12 protein-coding genes are annotated in these 14,834 nt (G+C 54.2%); all 12 read right to left on the bottom strand.

From position 1 onward, the window contains the following. Nucleotides 1-17 precede the first annotated feature (17 nt). On the bottom strand, nt 18-416 hold the full coding sequence (locus A2273_10470; protein ID OGF09040.1) for a hypothetical protein: 399 nt from the start codon (nt 414-416) through the stop codon (nt 18-20). Between the two features lie 16 nt (nt 417-432). Beyond that, nucleotides 433-1,932, bottom strand: a complete 1,500-nt coding sequence (locus A2273_10465) for a hypothetical protein (GenBank protein ID OGF09039.1) — start codon at nt 1,930-1,932, stop codon at nt 433-435. Nucleotides 1,933-1,964: 32 nt separating this feature from the next. Further along, entirely contained in the window at nt 1,965-3,440 is a 1,476-nt protein-coding gene (locus tag A2273_10460; protein OGF09038.1) for a hypothetical protein, read from the bottom strand. Between the two features lie 25 nt (nt 3,441-3,465). Next, complete coding sequence (locus tag A2273_10455; protein ID OGF09037.1) at nt 3,466-4,941, bottom strand: hypothetical protein; 1,476 nt, start codon at nt 4,939-4,941, stop codon at nt 3,466-3,468. A 15-nt stretch (nt 4,942-4,956) separates the two neighbouring features. Further along, nucleotides 4,957-6,342, bottom strand: coding sequence for a dihydrolipoyl dehydrogenase (locus A2273_10450; protein OGF09036.1), 1,386 nt, complete (start codon nt 6,340-6,342; stop codon nt 4,957-4,959). Nucleotides 6,343-6,363: 21 nt separating this feature from the next. Beyond that, nucleotides 6,364-6,996: a redox-sensing transcriptional repressor Rex gene (locus A2273_10445; protein ID OGF09035.1), complete on the bottom strand. Its 633-nt coding sequence runs from the start codon at nt 6,994-6,996 to the stop codon at nt 6,364-6,366. Nucleotides 6,997-7,080: 84 nt separating this feature from the next. Then, the gene (locus A2273_10440) at nt 7,081-8,388 is read right to left on the bottom strand and encodes a hypothetical protein (GenBank protein ID OGF09034.1); all 1,308 of its coding nucleotides are present in this window, start codon (nt 8,386-8,388) and stop codon (nt 7,081-7,083) included. An 86-nt stretch (nt 8,389-8,474) separates the two neighbouring features. Beyond that, nucleotides 8,475-9,878, bottom strand: coding sequence for a hypothetical protein (locus A2273_10435; protein OGF09033.1), 1,404 nt, complete (start codon nt 9,876-9,878; stop codon nt 8,475-8,477). 73 nt (nt 9,879-9,951) lie between these two features. Then, nucleotides 9,952-11,046 (bottom strand): hypothetical protein, encoded by a 1,095-nt coding sequence (locus tag A2273_10430; GenBank protein ID OGF09032.1) that lies wholly within the window; start codon nt 11,044-11,046, stop codon nt 9,952-9,954. Continuing rightward, nucleotides 11,036-12,037, bottom strand: a complete 1,002-nt coding sequence (locus A2273_10425; protein OGF09031.1) for an L-asparaginase — start codon at nt 12,035-12,037, stop codon at nt 11,036-11,038. The genes A2273_10430 and A2273_10425 overlap by 11 nt, the downstream gene beginning before the upstream one ends. Before the next feature lie 18 nt (nt 12,038-12,055). After that, entirely contained in the window at nt 12,056-12,577 is a 522-nt protein-coding gene (locus A2273_10420; GenBank protein ID OGF09030.1) for a hypothetical protein, read from the bottom strand. A 130-nt stretch (nt 12,578-12,707) separates the two neighbouring features. Then, complete coding sequence (locus tag A2273_10415; protein OGF09029.1) at nt 12,708-14,792, bottom strand: translation elongation factor G; 2,085 nt, start codon at nt 14,790-14,792, stop codon at nt 12,708-12,710. Between the last annotated feature and the right edge of the window lie 42 nt (nt 14,793-14,834).

The following is a 14,834-nucleotide window of genomic DNA, read 5'->3' as shown; positions in this document are numbered from 1 at the left end:
GTTTAATACCAAGACCGCTACTTATTGCTCCGGTCACTTAGGATATCTTTTACCCTTTTTACCAATTCTGGCGGGGAGAAAGGTTTGCAAATGTAATCGACAGCGTTCTCCTTGATGGCCGCCATCCGGTCGCCGAAATCTGTTTTGGCGGTCAGCATGGCAATGGGGATGGTGGAGGAGAAATCCATGATCTTCAGGATCTTGATCAGTTCCATGCCGTCCAGCTCCGGCATCATGATATCCAGCAGAATCAGGTCCGGCTTGGCATGGTAGAGCATCTGCAGTGCCTGGTGGCCCGAAAGGGCCGTTATCACAGAATAACCGGCCTCCTCCAAGACCATTTTAACCAGCCCTAAAATATCCTCCTCATCATCCACCGCCAGGATGATAATTTTGCCCGAAGCATCTGGTGCCATAGCGCTCTCCCATTATTTATTCCAAGGGCAATTTAAAACTAAAACAGCTGCCCTTCCCGGTCTGGCTGGTAACTTCGATGGCGCTTTGATGGGCGTCCAGAATAGATTTGACGATGGCCAAACCCAAACCCACTCCGCCATATTTCCTGGTGGAGGACCCATCCAGCTGGTGAAACCTCTCAAATATCCGGGGCACTGCTTCCTGGGGAATCCCGACGCCGCTGTCAGACACCTCGATCCTGGCCGCCCCCTCCCCGTCAGGTTGGGCCTTAAGTTTGATGTAGCCCCGGGAGGTGAATTTCAGGGCATTCATTACCAGGTTATCGACCACCTGCAGGATCCGGTCCCGGTCGCCGATGACAGTCAGCTTTTCGGGAGCATCGATGACGATCTCCAGCTTCTTCTTGTCCAGCTCCGCCTGATAGTTGGCGGCCGTCTCGTCCAAAAGCGCCCGGATATCAAAGGGATGCTGCTCCACAATAAAATGCCCGGACTCTATGGTGATAAAATCCAGCAGGTCCTTTATCTGTCTGGTCAGCCGCTTGATGTTCCTCCGCATCACCTCGATCCCCTTGCGCTGGGTCTCGGTCAGGGGGCCCAGTTTTTCCATGGCCAGATAATCGGCATAACCCGAGATGGTGGTCAGGGGTGTCTTGAGCTCATGGGAAACATTGGCGATGAAGTTGCTTTTCAGCCGGTCCAGCTCCATCAGTTCGGCGTTGGCCTGGGACAAACGGTCGTAGGACTCGGACAGGGCCTCCAGATTGGCTTTCAGCTGCCTGGTCATGATGTTGAAATTATCGGCCAGGGAGCCGATCTCATCGTCGGTTTTGACGTTCACCTCTTGATCCAGCTTTCCGGCGCCGATATCCCGTGCCGCGACCGTAAGTTGGTGGATGGGGTCAGTGATACTCTTGGCCATGAAATAGGCCAGGACGCTCCCCAACAGGACGAACAATAGCCCGGTTATCAAAACTTGGCTCAGGCTGCTTCGGATCAAATATCCCAGGGCAGCGAAGGAGCCGACGAACCTTACCGATAATCTGTGCCGGCCCCATTCTTCGATATAGGGCATGACCACCGAAATGGCTTCCTGATTATCGGCGCTGCTGATTATCTTATAGCTCAGATCCAGCCTCTTCACCCTTTCCATAAGGCCGGGCTCGTACAGTTCCGGCTTCTTGGGAATAGCGGAATGTTCAATATCCATTTGCCGGGAATCGAATTTCACTTCGCCGTTGACATCGATTATCTGGATTTCGGTGATGTTGCCGTTCATCCTTAGGAAATTTGACAGACTGCCCCTGAATTTGAAATAACCCGAAGTATAATACAAATAATAGCTCTGACAGATGGGAGCCACGGTCATCTGGGCAAAGGCAATGACCCCGTCCTGTATCTCGTTTTTCAGCTGTTCCCGTCTGGTAAGTACCGAAACCAACGAATACACCGTAATGATTATTATCACTAACAGGCTGGCGGCGATGGCCAGTTTTATTTTAAGGCTTTTAAACATTTAATATTCCCCGGTGCCGATAGGCTGCCACCCTATAGCTTGTAATATATTTCGAACACTTTGATCCTTCCATCCTGGCGGGGCAGGAAAATTATGTTTCTGTCCCGGCCATATATCCGGTTCCTGGCAAAGATGGGAATAAAGGGGTAGTCCGACATGGCCAGTTCCATGGCCTGCTTTAAGAACTCTATCCTCTCTTTGTTGTCCAGCACCTGGTTGCTTTTCTCGATCACCGAATCCAGCCTCCGGTTGCTGTATACCCCCCAGTTGGCGCTGCCATAATTCTTGCCATCGCTGGTGTGCAGGCAGGCATCAAAAAGATCCGAAGCATCGCCCGAACTGCAGGACCATCCCACCAGGAAAAACGGGATCTGGCGCCGATCAAGCCGGCTGGAAAAATCCGGCCAGTCGCTCCCGGTCAGGGCCACCTTGATGCCGATCTTGGCCAGCTGCTTGGCCAGGATATCCCCGGTGGTGGACGCCGCCGTCTTGGACATCTCCAGAGACACCTTGAAACCGCCGGCATAACCGGCCTCGGCCAGCAATTTTCTGGCCCGGTCCAGATCCGGCCTTTTCATGGTCATGGCGGGATTATATCCCACGATGTATGGGGAGACCAGCTGATCTATCGGCAGGGCATCCCAGCCTGAAGCCATTATTGCCTCATCGGGATCTATCGCCCAATAGATCGCCTCCCGCACTTTACGGGCCGTCAACGGCCCCTTCCCGGTGAAATTGATGCCCAGCATGCTGACCCCCAGGCCGGGGCTGTTGACAAAATTTACTTTGGGGTTGGTGCTGTTTTGGTCGGCCTTGTTCTTGTCGACATCGCGGATCAATTGCACCCTGCCGTCAAGCAGGGCCTGCAGGCGGTCCTGTTCCCCGGGAATGATCTTAAATATGACCCTTTTGATCGTCGGGCGGCCCTTCCAGTATTTTTCATTGGCTTTCAGCTCTATCTGGCTTCCGGCCTGGTATCTTACAAAATGGTATGGCCCGGTCCCGACCGGCGTGGTGACCGGGTCCGCGGTGCCCTCCGGCATGATGGCGATGAAGGTAAGTTTGTTCAGCAGGACCGGCGATGGCTTGCTGGTCTTTATTTCCAGCGTCAGATCATCGATCACGGTTATGCTTTGAAGGGTTGCCAGGTAATGACATACCTTGCCCAGTCGGGCCCTTTCCAGGCTATATTTGACATCTTTCGAGGCCAGCTGGCGGCCGTCATGGAAGAACACATTGGGCCTAAGGGTGAACCTCCAGGTGAGATCGTCGGGGTTTTCCCAGCTGATGGCCAGGGCCGGCTCCACTTTCATGTCCCGGTCGAAGCTGACCAAAGCATCATAGATATTGCTGAGTATCGAATGAGCGATGCTGTCGTCATGCAAGTATGGATCCAGGGTTATCAGCTCGTCTTCCATGGCCAGGGTCAGCAGCCGGCCGTCGGGGCTTTTGTCGGCACAGGAGCAAAGCAGGCCTATTAATAATGCTGCGGTGATTCTTTTCAACATCGGACTAACTCCATTATAGATTGTTTTAAAGGCGGATCTCTTTGACCAGCATCGCCGCCGCCGTCTTCTGATGCCAGGTCAGGTCCCGGCGCAGTCCGTAGCTGCTGTCCCGGATATACAGAGGGATGAAGGGAAGGTCCTTGGTGGTCAGCAGGATGGCTTGCTGCAGCAGCTGTTTGCGCAAAAGGGGATCGAATTCACGGTCCGCTTTCTCCAGGATTTTATCCAGGTTTTCGTTTGAATATCCCGAAAGATTGCGGATGCCAAAATCCCGGGCGCCGCCCTTGGAATGGACCATATCGTTCAACAGCTCGCTGGCATCTCCAAAGCTGTAGGCAAACCCCATCAGGTAGAATTGGGCCTGGCCGCTCTCGATGGAACTATATAATTCCGTCCAGGACAGGGAGTCTACCGTCAGCTTGATGCCTATCGGCGCCAGGAATTCCGCCAGGAGCTGCCCCTCGAACCAGGCTGCGGACGATACCTTTATGGTCAGTTCGATCGGATCGGATGTCTTCAAGGGACCGATAATCTGGCGGGCTTTTTCGATATTCTGTTCAATTTCGGGGAGTTCCGGGTCGTAGCCGAATATGGCCTGGGTCGCTATCTGGTTGGCGGGAACGGCGTACCCGTGGCAGGCCCTGGCGACCATCTCCCGGCGGTTTATGGCCAGGGAGATCGCCTGGCGCAGACGCACATCGGAAAGGGGGTTATCCTTGAACTTGCCGGAGGTATTCAACCCCAGAACGGTAATGGTGGCGCTGGGTTTGGCCACCAGATTCACCCTGCTGTCGCCGGACAGCCTGGTGCGGTAGTTTTCCATGACATTGGCATCGATATCCATCTTGCCGCTCAGCAGTTTTTCCATCCGCTGGGAATCATCCTTGATGATATGGAACTCCGTCTTATTGAAGAACGGCTCCTCCCCCCAATAGCCCTTGAACTTGTTCAGATACAGGATGTCCCGGCCGTTGAATCCAGCCAGAGAATAGGGCCCGGTGCCTACCGGCTGTCCGGCCGGGTCGGATCGGGCGGGGATGATGCTTATCATGGTCAGTATATTTATCAGGTTGGGCCGGGGCTTGACGGTGGATATCTCGATGGTCAGGCTGTCAACTTTTTCTATCTTCTCTATCACTGCCAGCATGCTTTTAAAGACCGACGCCTGATGGTTGCCGGCCCTCTCCAGACTGAAGATGGCATCCTCCGCCGTCAGTGGTTTCCCGTCATGGAATTTGACCCCCGGTCGGAGGTAAAAACGCCAGGTGCGATCGTCGACATTGCTGTATCCGGTGCACAGCATCGGAACAAGCTGCATGTCGGCATCAAAAGCCACCAAGCTTTCGTAGACGTTGCCCAGTATCTCCATGGTGACCGCCTCGTCCTGGGTATGGGGGTCGAAGCTGATCAGCCCTTCGCTGGCAGCTATCCGCAGGGTCTGCTGCGGATAGCTGCAGGAAAGAGAGGCCAGCAGGGAAAAGACCAGAAGGATCTTTTTCATGGGGCTCCTTTATATTCAGGGCAGGTGAATGGCCCGGCCCAGCGCATTGAGGGCCGCCTCCTGGAGCGACTCGTGGAGGGTGGGGTGGGAATGCATGGCCTGGATGATGTCCTCTAGTTTGAGCCTGCTGGATATGGCCAGCGACGCCTCGGAGATGAGTTCGGTGGCATTGGGCCCGGCGATCACGCACCCCAGGAGTTGATGGGTTTCCCTGTCGGCCAGGACCTTGACAAAACCCTCCAGTTCTCCTATGCAGCTGGCCTTGCCGCTGGCCGAGAATGGAAATTTGCCGGTAAGTATGTTTTTATCCGAAGGCTGGAATGCGGCTAGGCCCGCCGAGGCGATCTCCGGGTGGGTATAGACGCAGCGGGGCACGGCGTGATATTCCATGACAGCCTGGTGCCCCAGCATATTCTCCACGGCGATCTCGGCCTCCCGGGAGGCCACATGGGCCAGCAGCCATCCGCCGATGCAGTCCCCGGCCGCATATACGCCGGGGACATTGGTTTCCATCCTGCCGTCGACCTTGATGTAGCCCTTTTCAAGGGCTATTCCAGACTCCTCCAGCCCCAGGCCCTGGATCGAAGCCCTGCGGCCCACCGACACCAATACCCTGGCGGCCTCGACCCTGATTTTTATTCCATCCTTTCCGGTCACTTCAACATCGAGCAGATCCCCGTTTTTTATAAGGCGGTTCACCCGGGAATCAAGTTTTATATCCACCCCTTTTTTGACCAAGGTTTTATACAGCACCTCCACCGCTTCCGGATCCTCCCCGGGAATCAGCTGAGGCATCAGCTCGACGATGGTCACCTTCGAACCGAAGGTGGAGTAGACCTCGGCCATCTCGCAGCCGATCACCCCGCCCCCGATGATCAACAGGCTTTCCGGGACCGCATCCAGGGCCAGGGCCCCGGTGCTGTCCAGCACCCCGGGCAGGTCGATGCCGGATATGGGCGGGATCACCGGCTGGGAGCCGGTGGCTATCAGCAGTTTATCGTATTTGATCTCCCTGGGCTGAGAGCCGTCGATCTCCACAATAATTGATCCTTTTCCCGATACACGGGCCTGCCCTTTGATGACCTCCACCTGCCGGGATCTCAGGAGCATGCCCACCCCGGCAGTGGCTTTTTTGACCACCCGATCCTTCCGTTTTTGGACATCGGCCCAGTTGAAACCGACATTGTCTGTTTTGATCCCGAACTGCCCGGCGGCTTTGGTATGCTGCATGACGGAGGCCGATGCCAGCAGGGCTTTGGTGGGAATGCAGCCCACGTTAAGGCAGGTGCCGCCCAATGTATCTTTTTCGATCAAAGTGACCCTGGCCCCCAGCTGGGCCGCCCTGATGGCCCCCACGTATCCCGCCGGTCCTCCGCCTATGATGACGATATGCTGATCCATATTTGTGCAATATCCTTAGAATTAATTATTGGTAAGAGCGTAACTCAGGAATTCCAGATCTAGGCCCAGGTTGACCCTTCGCAGGGCGATCCCTTTGGGGATCAATATCTGGCTGGAGGGAAAGAACAGGATGGCCTTGACCCCGGCCGCCGCCAGCTTGTCGACCGCCGCCTGGGCGGCCTGGGGCGGCACGGCTATGATCCCGATCTGGATCATTTTTTGGTTGACTGTCTGTTCGATCTGGTCCATCGATTGAATGGCCATCCCCGGTTTGAGCGTCTGGCCCGCCTTTTTGGGATCGGAGTCGAACACCGCCACGATGTTGAATCCCCGCTGTTTGAAGTCCTGATAGCGGTACATGGCCAGGCCGATATTGCCGGCCCCCACCAGGCAGATGTTCCAGCTGCGGTCCAGCCCCAAAATGGCGCCCAGTTTGTCCATCAGTTTGGCGACATTGTACCCCCGGCCCCGACGCCCGAAAGCGCCGAAATAGGAGAGGTCCTTGCGCACCTGAAAAGGGGCCAGGCCGTAGACCGTGGCGATCTCCCGCGAGGAGATGGTCTCCACGCCCAGTTCCTTCAGGGAGGCCAGGTGATGAAAATACAGGGACAGGCGGCGGATGGCCGATTCCGGGATCTTTATTTTGTCTTTCATAAGAATAGATTACTGCAATAATATCTTTACCACGGAATCACGGAATTTCCAAATAGCTTAACAAAACCGCTGTTTTTTATTTAATTATCTCAACAATAACATTTTAATTGCGGTCGAATTACCACCCCAAACCAAACGGCAGATATATACACCATTGGGCATTCTTTGATTATTCTCATCTTGACCGCTCCAAGATGCCATATAAGTACCTGGATTTATTTCACCAGGCGCCAGCCTTTTTACCCGCTGGCCGCTGATATTATAAATATCAAGCATTACAGAACTATTTGCAGTAATCACATATTTTATTGCTGCCTTAGAAGAAACCGGATTCGGGGAAATAGTCAACTTTATCTTTTGGTGCGGTTGTATACCTTCCGCGATATATTCTTCTGCTACCCCTGTTATTTGCATGTTAAAATCAATATTGGGCGTATTGTTGGGCATGGTAACAGGTACTAAATTCGCAATAGAACTATCTACCTCATTGTCGTACCATAAAGTATCATATCCTGATTTCGTTGCGCTCACCCGATGGTTTCCAGTGCGCAAAGCTGCCAATTTATATTGTCCGCTAACATCGGTTGTATCCGAAACAATGCTACTCCATCCGTAGTACTGGTTCCCGTATTGCCAACAGGTAACTTTAACACCGCTCATCGGTGTCGCGCCATCCTGTTGATATACATGGCCGGAAATAGTTCCGCCGGTATCCATTACGGCATTGATCCCCAACACCGAATCCATAGGGGCTACATATATGCTCTCTGCTATAGCCCAATCATTTGCATTATGGTAGTACTCAAACGCATAAATAGTGTCTATCAAATCGTCTGCCATGGATTCCCCATAAGGCATGTATTCTATTTTATACCATCCTGGCGGTAAACCGCCAATGCGGTATATACCGTTCCCAGTATCAGCAAAGCCTGCCATACTGATCTCACCTACACTTTTATAAAAAGCAGCTATCAAACAGAACCCCTTATAGGACGTTATGCTGTCGGATTGAAACACCCGTCCCTGGATATTTCCGCCGGCCGGAACTGAGATATTTATATTTGGTACTGTATCAGGGTCATTAACCGCCACAGTAGAAGAGGAATCCCAATACAACGTGTTATTATAGTACATATTCACATACGGCTCCGACCAATATGGCCCCGACAAGTTCCAGGTGCGGATCTTGTAATTACCCGTTGGTAAATTACCTATGACATAAATTCCCAAAGTGTCTGTTTTATTGGAATTGATTAATGTTTTTGTCAATGCTTCGTAAGCATCAACCCGAAGATTTTTAACAGGTGTGGTTCCATCTACTTGCGTCACCTTCCCCTTAACAGCGCCAAATTGAACCAGTGCCAAGACCAGTACTAAAGTCAGCGGATTCATATTATTGATCTCCTTGAATATTATATTTTTCCGTTTTTACCGTCTATAAAATTTCGCGTCCTTTCGCGTATTTCGTGGGAAAGAGTCTAAAGGAATATTTTTTCGGGATTCAATATATTCTGCGGGTCAATGGCCCGTTTAACGGCCTTCATCATTGCCAGGGCCGGGGCGTCCACCGCCAACGGCAGATATTTTTTCTTTACATAGCCTATGCCGTGCTCCCCGGAGATGGTCCCGCCCAGCTCCACCACCTTGGCGAACAGCTCGCCGAGCAGGACGGGCAGAACCTCCTGCCATCTTTCGGTCTGGAATTCCCCTTTGAGGATGTTGACATGGATGTTCCCGTCCCCGATATGGCCGAATGAAACTATCTCCATGGAATATTTCTTCTGCAAAATTTCCAGTTCTTTAAAAAGCTGTGGTATTTTTGACTTGGGTACCACCACGTCCTCCCGCTCCCGGACCGGGCTTTTGGCGGTCAGCGCTTCGGAAAGGGAGCGGCGGATCTCCCACAGCCGATCCTGCGAAGGCCGGTCCTCGGCCACCAGCACGTCCAGCGCGCCATGGTCGGAGACTATCTGGCCGATCCTTTCGTACAGCTTCTGCAGGTCTTCGCGCTCTTCTCCGTCCAGCTGGACCAGCAGATGGGCCTCGGCCTCCCGGTAGGGCGCCTTCTTTTCCAAAAAGGCCTCGGCCGCCAGGACGGCCTTCTTCTCCATGAATTCCATGGTGGCCGGGATTATCCTCTCCCGGATCACGGCATTGGTGGCCTTCACCGCATCCTCGATGGAGGAGAACGGGATCAGAAGGTCGGCCTGGAATTTGGGCTTGGGCAGCAGCCGGAGGGTGATCTCGGTGATCACGGCCAGGGTGCCCTCGGATCCGCATATCAAATGCATCAGGTCGTAACCCGAAACATCCTTGATGATCCTGCCGCCCAACCGGGAGATATCGCCGTTGGGCCAGACGACCTCCAATCCGCAAAGATAGTGCCGGGTGACCCCGTATTTGAAGGCCCTGGCCCCGCCGGCGTTCTCGGCAATGTTGCCGCCGATGGAACAGGAATCCAAACTGGCCGGATCCGGCGGGTAGAACAGCCCCTTCTCCTCGACCGCCTTCTGCAGCTGACCGGTGATCACCGCCGGCTGGGTGACCACCATCAGGTTTTCTTCATCAATCTCCAGGATCTTGTTAAATCTCTCCAGTGACAGCAGAATACCACCGCACACCGGCAGGGCGCCCCCGGACAGCCCGGTGCCGGCCCCCCGGGGGGTAAGCGGGATCTTTTCGGAACCGGCCAGTTTCATTATAGCCGAGACCTGGGGGGTATCAGCCGGCTTGACCACCACCGCGGGCATGAATTTGTGATGCAGGGTCTCATCGTGGGAATAGGGTTCCATGTCGTCGTCCAGGGTTATCAGATACTTTTCTCCGACGATCTCTTTCAGCCGTTGCTGGATGTCCGGGCTTATCTTATTATATTGGCTCATTTTTCTATCTTTTACTGCGAGTATTTTCAGTTGATCCGCCGCCGGGGCATACTGCACAACAGCCGCCAAAGATTCAATTTCCGGCCGCCCCGTTGCTACCCCCCCGGCTATTGTCACCCGCCGCATCTAAGGCGGCCAGGATGCTGGTCACGTTCTCCCGTTTTTGGGGCCGGGCCGTATCCAGGGCCAGCAGAAGCTGGCCAAAATGGCGGCATTGCTCGGCGTATCCCGGTTGGTTTCTCATCTCGTAATAAGTCTTTGCCAGGCCTTCCAAACTTGTGTCCAGGTAGGATCGGAGGTTAAGCGATTGCTTCATCAGAAGGCTCTTATGAAAATGATCCGCTGCTTTGGGGTAGTCCCCTGTTTTGTAGCTTACTTCACCCATGTTGTTCTCGATCATAGCCTCGGTGGCTTTGTCGCCCAATCGCTTGCTGATCCCCAGGGCCTTCTCCCAAAGCCCCAGTCCGGAATCAATATCATCCGACTGGACCATTACATTTCCCAGATTCAGGTAGGAGGTGCATATGGCGCCCGGATCATGGAGCTCCCTCCGGAGGTGCAGGGACCTTTGGTGATGGTCCCTTGCTTCGTCCAGCCTTTCCATATCGGAATAAACCAGTCCCAGGTTGTTGTGAGCTGTGGCCTGAAGCACGGGATTTGAACCGTTCGATGTCCACTCCAAAACCTGTTGAAAACAGCCCACCGCATCCTGATAGCGGCCCATCCGCCAAAACGTATGACCCAGGCTGTTCAGCCAGTTGAAACGTGATTCTTCGCTAATGTCTGGGATTTTGCTTAACCGTTCCTGGACCGCCAAAGCTTCCTCATAGCGGCCCAGCTGGCGGAGAACTATTGCCTGGCAATGGTCGTTGCGGCAGCTGACTTCAAAAGGATCATCTTCTGATAGGTCCTGGGACACGGCACTGTGTTCGGCCAGAGCCTCCATCAGTTTTCCCAGCATTGTCAGCCGATACCCCACCTCTACCCAGGCACGCAGAAGTTGGTTGCGATCCCCCAAGGCCTTTGCCAGCCTTTTCATGGTCCGGTAATTGTCCAAAGACTGCTGGAAACCGATGGTCTTGTCCAACACCTCGCCCCGGTTATAATATAATTGGAATAATATCGAAAGGATATCTGAGGCGTTCTTTTTTTTTGATCTATCTTTCACAGGGATATTCAAACCGTTCGAAAAACTCCTTGATCTGCATGGGGTCCATTCTCCGACCCAGCAGTATCATCAGCTTGATCCGGGCCTTCTGTCCCGGCAGGTGTCCGCCCAGGATGATCCCTTTTTTGATCAGCTGAGCCCCGCCGCCGGGATAGGCATAGGTCCCCAGCACCCTGCCCCCGATGCAGCGGGAACAGAGGACGACCGGGATCTTCTTGGCAATGGCGTACTCTATCCCGGGCACTACATCCGGCGGAATATTTCCCCGCCCCATGCCCTCCACCACTAGTCCCTTGGCCCCGGAATCTACGGCATATTCAATGAGACGGGAATCCATCCCCACCGCCATTTTAAAAAGGTCCACCCGGGGCTCTATTCCCCTGACCGGGTAATGCTCGCGGTACATAGGCTGGCGGTAGAACAGCACCCGGTCCTGGTCCACCCAGCCCAGCGGGCCCAGGTCGGGACTGCGGAAGGTCTCGAAGGAATCGGTGCTGGTCTTGGTCACCTCCCCGGCCGAATTGATGGTGTTGTTCAGAAAGACCAGGACCCCCTTGTTTCGGGCATCCGGCGAGACCGCCGTCCGGGCGGCGCCCATCAGGTTGGCCGGGCCGTCCCAGCCCAGCTCGGTGCAGTCCTTCATGGCCCCCACCACCACCACCGGCTTGGGCGAGTGTATGGTCAGATCAAGAAAGTAGGCGGTCTCCTCCAGGGTGTCGGTGCCGTGGGTGACGATCAGGCCCATGATGTCGGACCGGGCCAGGTATTTTCTGGCGATCAGGGAGATCTCCAGCATCATCTCCGGCGTGATATGCGGCCCCGGGTATTGCCCGAAATCATGCACCTCTATCTTGAAATTCTTGTTGATCACCGGCAGGAGCTTGAGGATGTCCCGCCCCTTGAAGGCCGGAACCGCGCCCCCGCTCTTTTTGCTGGACTTCATGGAGATGGTCCCGCCGGTGAAGATGATGGCTATTTTTGGTTTGGTCATTTGCCTGTCCATGTTTGATTATTTTTTGTCTGGTCTGAATCCGATGGGGTTTCTTTTTATGGTCGGTGACTCTATCAACTGTTTAATGGCATTAAATATAATTTTGAAATTTCCATCATACAGCTTTTCCATATTAATAACTTTCCTGGCAAGCTCTTCGTGAGAAATCAACATTTTTCGCATTTTTACAAAAGCTCTCATGATCTCGATATTTACGTTTATAGCTCTCTCGCTATTAAGTACGCCGGAAAGCATGGCTACGCCCTGCTCGGTAAAGGCATGCGGCAATTTCGACGAATATTTTAAATGCTTTAGGTGGTCACAAATTGTGACCAGTTCCACCTTTTCTTCTAAGTCCAATTGGAACATGAAATCAGACGGGAACCGCCGTATATTGCGCTTAACCGCCTGGTTCAATGCCTTTGTTGACACGTTGTAAAGTTTGGCCAGGTCGGCATCCAACATCACTTTATGCCCTCTTATTGCAAAAATAGAGCGTTCTATCATTTCTGAAGCAACTATGGCGATTTTACTTTTCATTAACACCTCATTAAAACTGCCAGAAGTGTTTTAACTCTATTATCTAGTCTACTGAATATTACTGCAAAAAAGCCGGTCTTTCAAGAAAAAACGAGGCGATCTTATCGCCCCGTTTTTTGGTTGTATGGAATTATTTCTGCTTCTCTTCCTTTTCCTTCTTGGCCTCTTCGATGATCTTCTGGGTGGCCTCGAAGGGCACCGGATCGTAATGAGAGAACTCCATCTCGAAGCTGCCCCGGCCCTGGGTCATGGAGCGCAGGGAGGTGGAATACTTGTACATCTCGCCCTGGGGCACGGTGGCCTTGATCACCTGCAGGCCCTTGGCCGAGTCCATGCCGCTGATGCGGCCCCGGCGGGAGTTGAGGTCGCCCATCACCTGGCCGGCGAATTCCTCGGGAATGGCCACCTCCAGTTTCATGATGGGCTCCAGCAGGACCGGCGAGGCTTCCAGCACGCCCTTCTTGAGGGCCATGGAACCGGCGATCTCGAAGCTGGTGCCGGAGGAGTCCACCGGGTGATAGGAGCCGAAATATATAACCGCCCTAAGATCTACGATGTGGTAGCCCGCCACCGCCCCTTCCAGCATGGCCGCCTTGACCCCCTTCTCCACCGAGGGGATGAAGTTGCCGGGCACCACCCCGCCCACCACCTCATCCACGAACTCGAAGCCCCCGCCCCGGGGCAGCGGCTCCAGGCGCAGCCAGACGTCGCCGTACTGTCCGTGTCCCCCCGATTGTTTCTTGTGCTTGCCCTGGATCTCCACCTTCTTGGAGATGGTCTCGCGGTAGGGTATCCGGGGCTTGATGATGGTGACCTCCACCCCGAATTTCCGCTTCAGCCGCCCCACCATGATGTCCAGATGCAGCTCGCCCAGGCCGTTGATCAGGGTCTGCCGGATCTCGGGCACGAAGCCGTAGGTGAAGGTGGGGTCCTCTTCGTTAAGTCGGGACAGCCCGACCGATATCTTGCCTTCGTCATCCTTGGATTTGGCCTCCACCGCCACCGATATCGACGGCTTGGGCAGGATGGTCTTGGGAAGGATGATCTGATGATTCTTGGTGCTGATGGTGTCCCCGGTGCCGGATTCCTTCAGCTTTACCGCGATGCCGATATCGCCGCAGCTGATTTTGGCGGCATCGATGCGGTCCTTGCCATTGGGAAAATAGAACTGCCCGAATTTTTCCGCCTTGCTGAGGGAGGCATTATAAAGCTCTATCCCCGGCTCCAGCGAGCCGGAATACATCCGGAAATAGTTCAGATTTCCGGCATGGGGTTCGATGAAGGTTTTGAACATGAACAGCACCGGCGGCCCGCTGGGATCGCACTTGACGATTATCTCCTCGTCGCTGCCGGCTTTTTGGGCAACCACTTCCTGGGTATCGGCCGCGGTCGGGAAGAAGGCTACGATGGAATTCAACATGGCGTTGACCCCCACCTGGAAATAACCGTCTCCGGCGAACACCGGTACCAGGCTTCCTTTTCTGATGGCTGTTTTCAAACCATCGGATATTTCCTGATCGGTCAGGCTATCGCCGTTCAAAAATTTCTCCATCAGGCTGTCGTCGGATTCGGCCACCGCCTCCACCAGTTTGTCCCGGTATTCCTTGGCTTTGCCGGCCATCTCGGCCGGGATCTCGCCGATGGTGGATTTTCCCTCGCTCTCGAGAAAGGCCTTCATCACCGTGAGATCGACCACTCCCTTCAGGTTCAGCTGGTCGCCGATGGGCAGGGTCAGGGGCACCGCCTGGTGGCCGAACTTGTCGCGGGCCTGGTCCAGCGATTTATAAAAATCGGAATGCTCCTTCAGCAAACGGGTCAGAAAGATGGCCCGGGGAAGCTTCAGCTCGTCTGAATACTTCCAGCACTTGTCGGTGCCCACCTCTATCCCGGACACCCCCTGGGCCACTATGATCACGCAGTCGGCCACCCGCATTCCGGCCTTGACCTCGCCGGCAAAATCGGCGTAGCCCGGGGTGTCTATCACATTAAGCTTGTGGTCCTGGTGTTCGCAGGCCGCCAGGGATGAGAAGATGGATATCTTGCGGGTGGTCTCATCGATGTCGAAATCGAAGATGGAGTTGCCGTCGTCCACCCGCCCCAAGCGCCCGGTGGGATTGCCGGCATGGACCATGGCCTCGGCCAGGGTGGTCTTTCCGCAACCGCCGTGGCCGGCCAATACAATGTTGTGGATCTTGTCCGCAGTATAATTCTTCAAAACGTCCCTCCCGATATATGTAATTTTGTTGTTTTATAAAGT

The organism is Candidatus Edwardsbacteria bacterium RifOxyA12_full_54_48 (genome assembly GCA_001777915.1).
In the GTDB taxonomy this organism is placed as follows: Bacteria; Edwardsbacteria; AC1; order AC1; family EtOH8; genus UBA2226.
This window is presented reverse-complemented; position numbering and strand designations above follow the sequence as displayed.

Excerpts from the sequence above, each read along its gene's own strand:
- A2273_10445 (OGF09035.1), bottom strand. The coding sequence starts at position 6,996 with ATGAAAGACAAAATAAAGATCCCGGAATCGGCCATCCGCCGCCTGTCC.
- A2273_10450 (OGF09036.1), bottom strand. The coding sequence starts at position 6,342 with ATGGATCAGCATATCGTCATCATAGGCGGAGGACCGGCGGGATACGTG.
- A2273_10470 (OGF09040.1), bottom strand. The coding sequence starts at position 416 with ATGGCACCAGATGCTTCGGGCAAAATTATCATCCTGGCGGTGGATGAT.
- A2273_10435 (OGF09033.1), bottom strand. The coding sequence starts at position 9,878 with ATGAGCCAATATAATAAGATAAGCCCGGACATCCAGCAACGGCTGAAA.
- A2273_10460 (OGF09038.1), bottom strand. The coding sequence starts at position 3,440 with ATGTTGAAAAGAATCACCGCAGCATTATTAATAGGCCTGCTTTGCTCC.
- A2273_10440 (OGF09034.1), bottom strand. The coding sequence starts at position 8,388 with ATGAATCCGCTGACTTTAGTACTGGTCTTGGCACTGGTTCAATTTGGC.
- A2273_10455 (OGF09037.1), bottom strand. The coding sequence starts at position 4,941 with ATGAAAAAGATCCTTCTGGTCTTTTCCCTGCTGGCCTCTCTTTCCTGC.
- A2273_10420 (OGF09030.1), bottom strand. The coding sequence starts at position 12,577 with ATGAAAAGTAAAATCGCCATAGTTGCTTCAGAAATGATAGAACGCTCT.
- A2273_10425 (OGF09031.1), bottom strand. The coding sequence starts at position 12,037 with ATGACCAAACCAAAAATAGCCATCATCTTCACCGGCGGGACCATCTCC.
- A2273_10465 (OGF09039.1), bottom strand. The coding sequence starts at position 1,932 with ATGTTTAAAAGCCTTAAAATAAAACTGGCCATCGCCGCCAGCCTGTTA.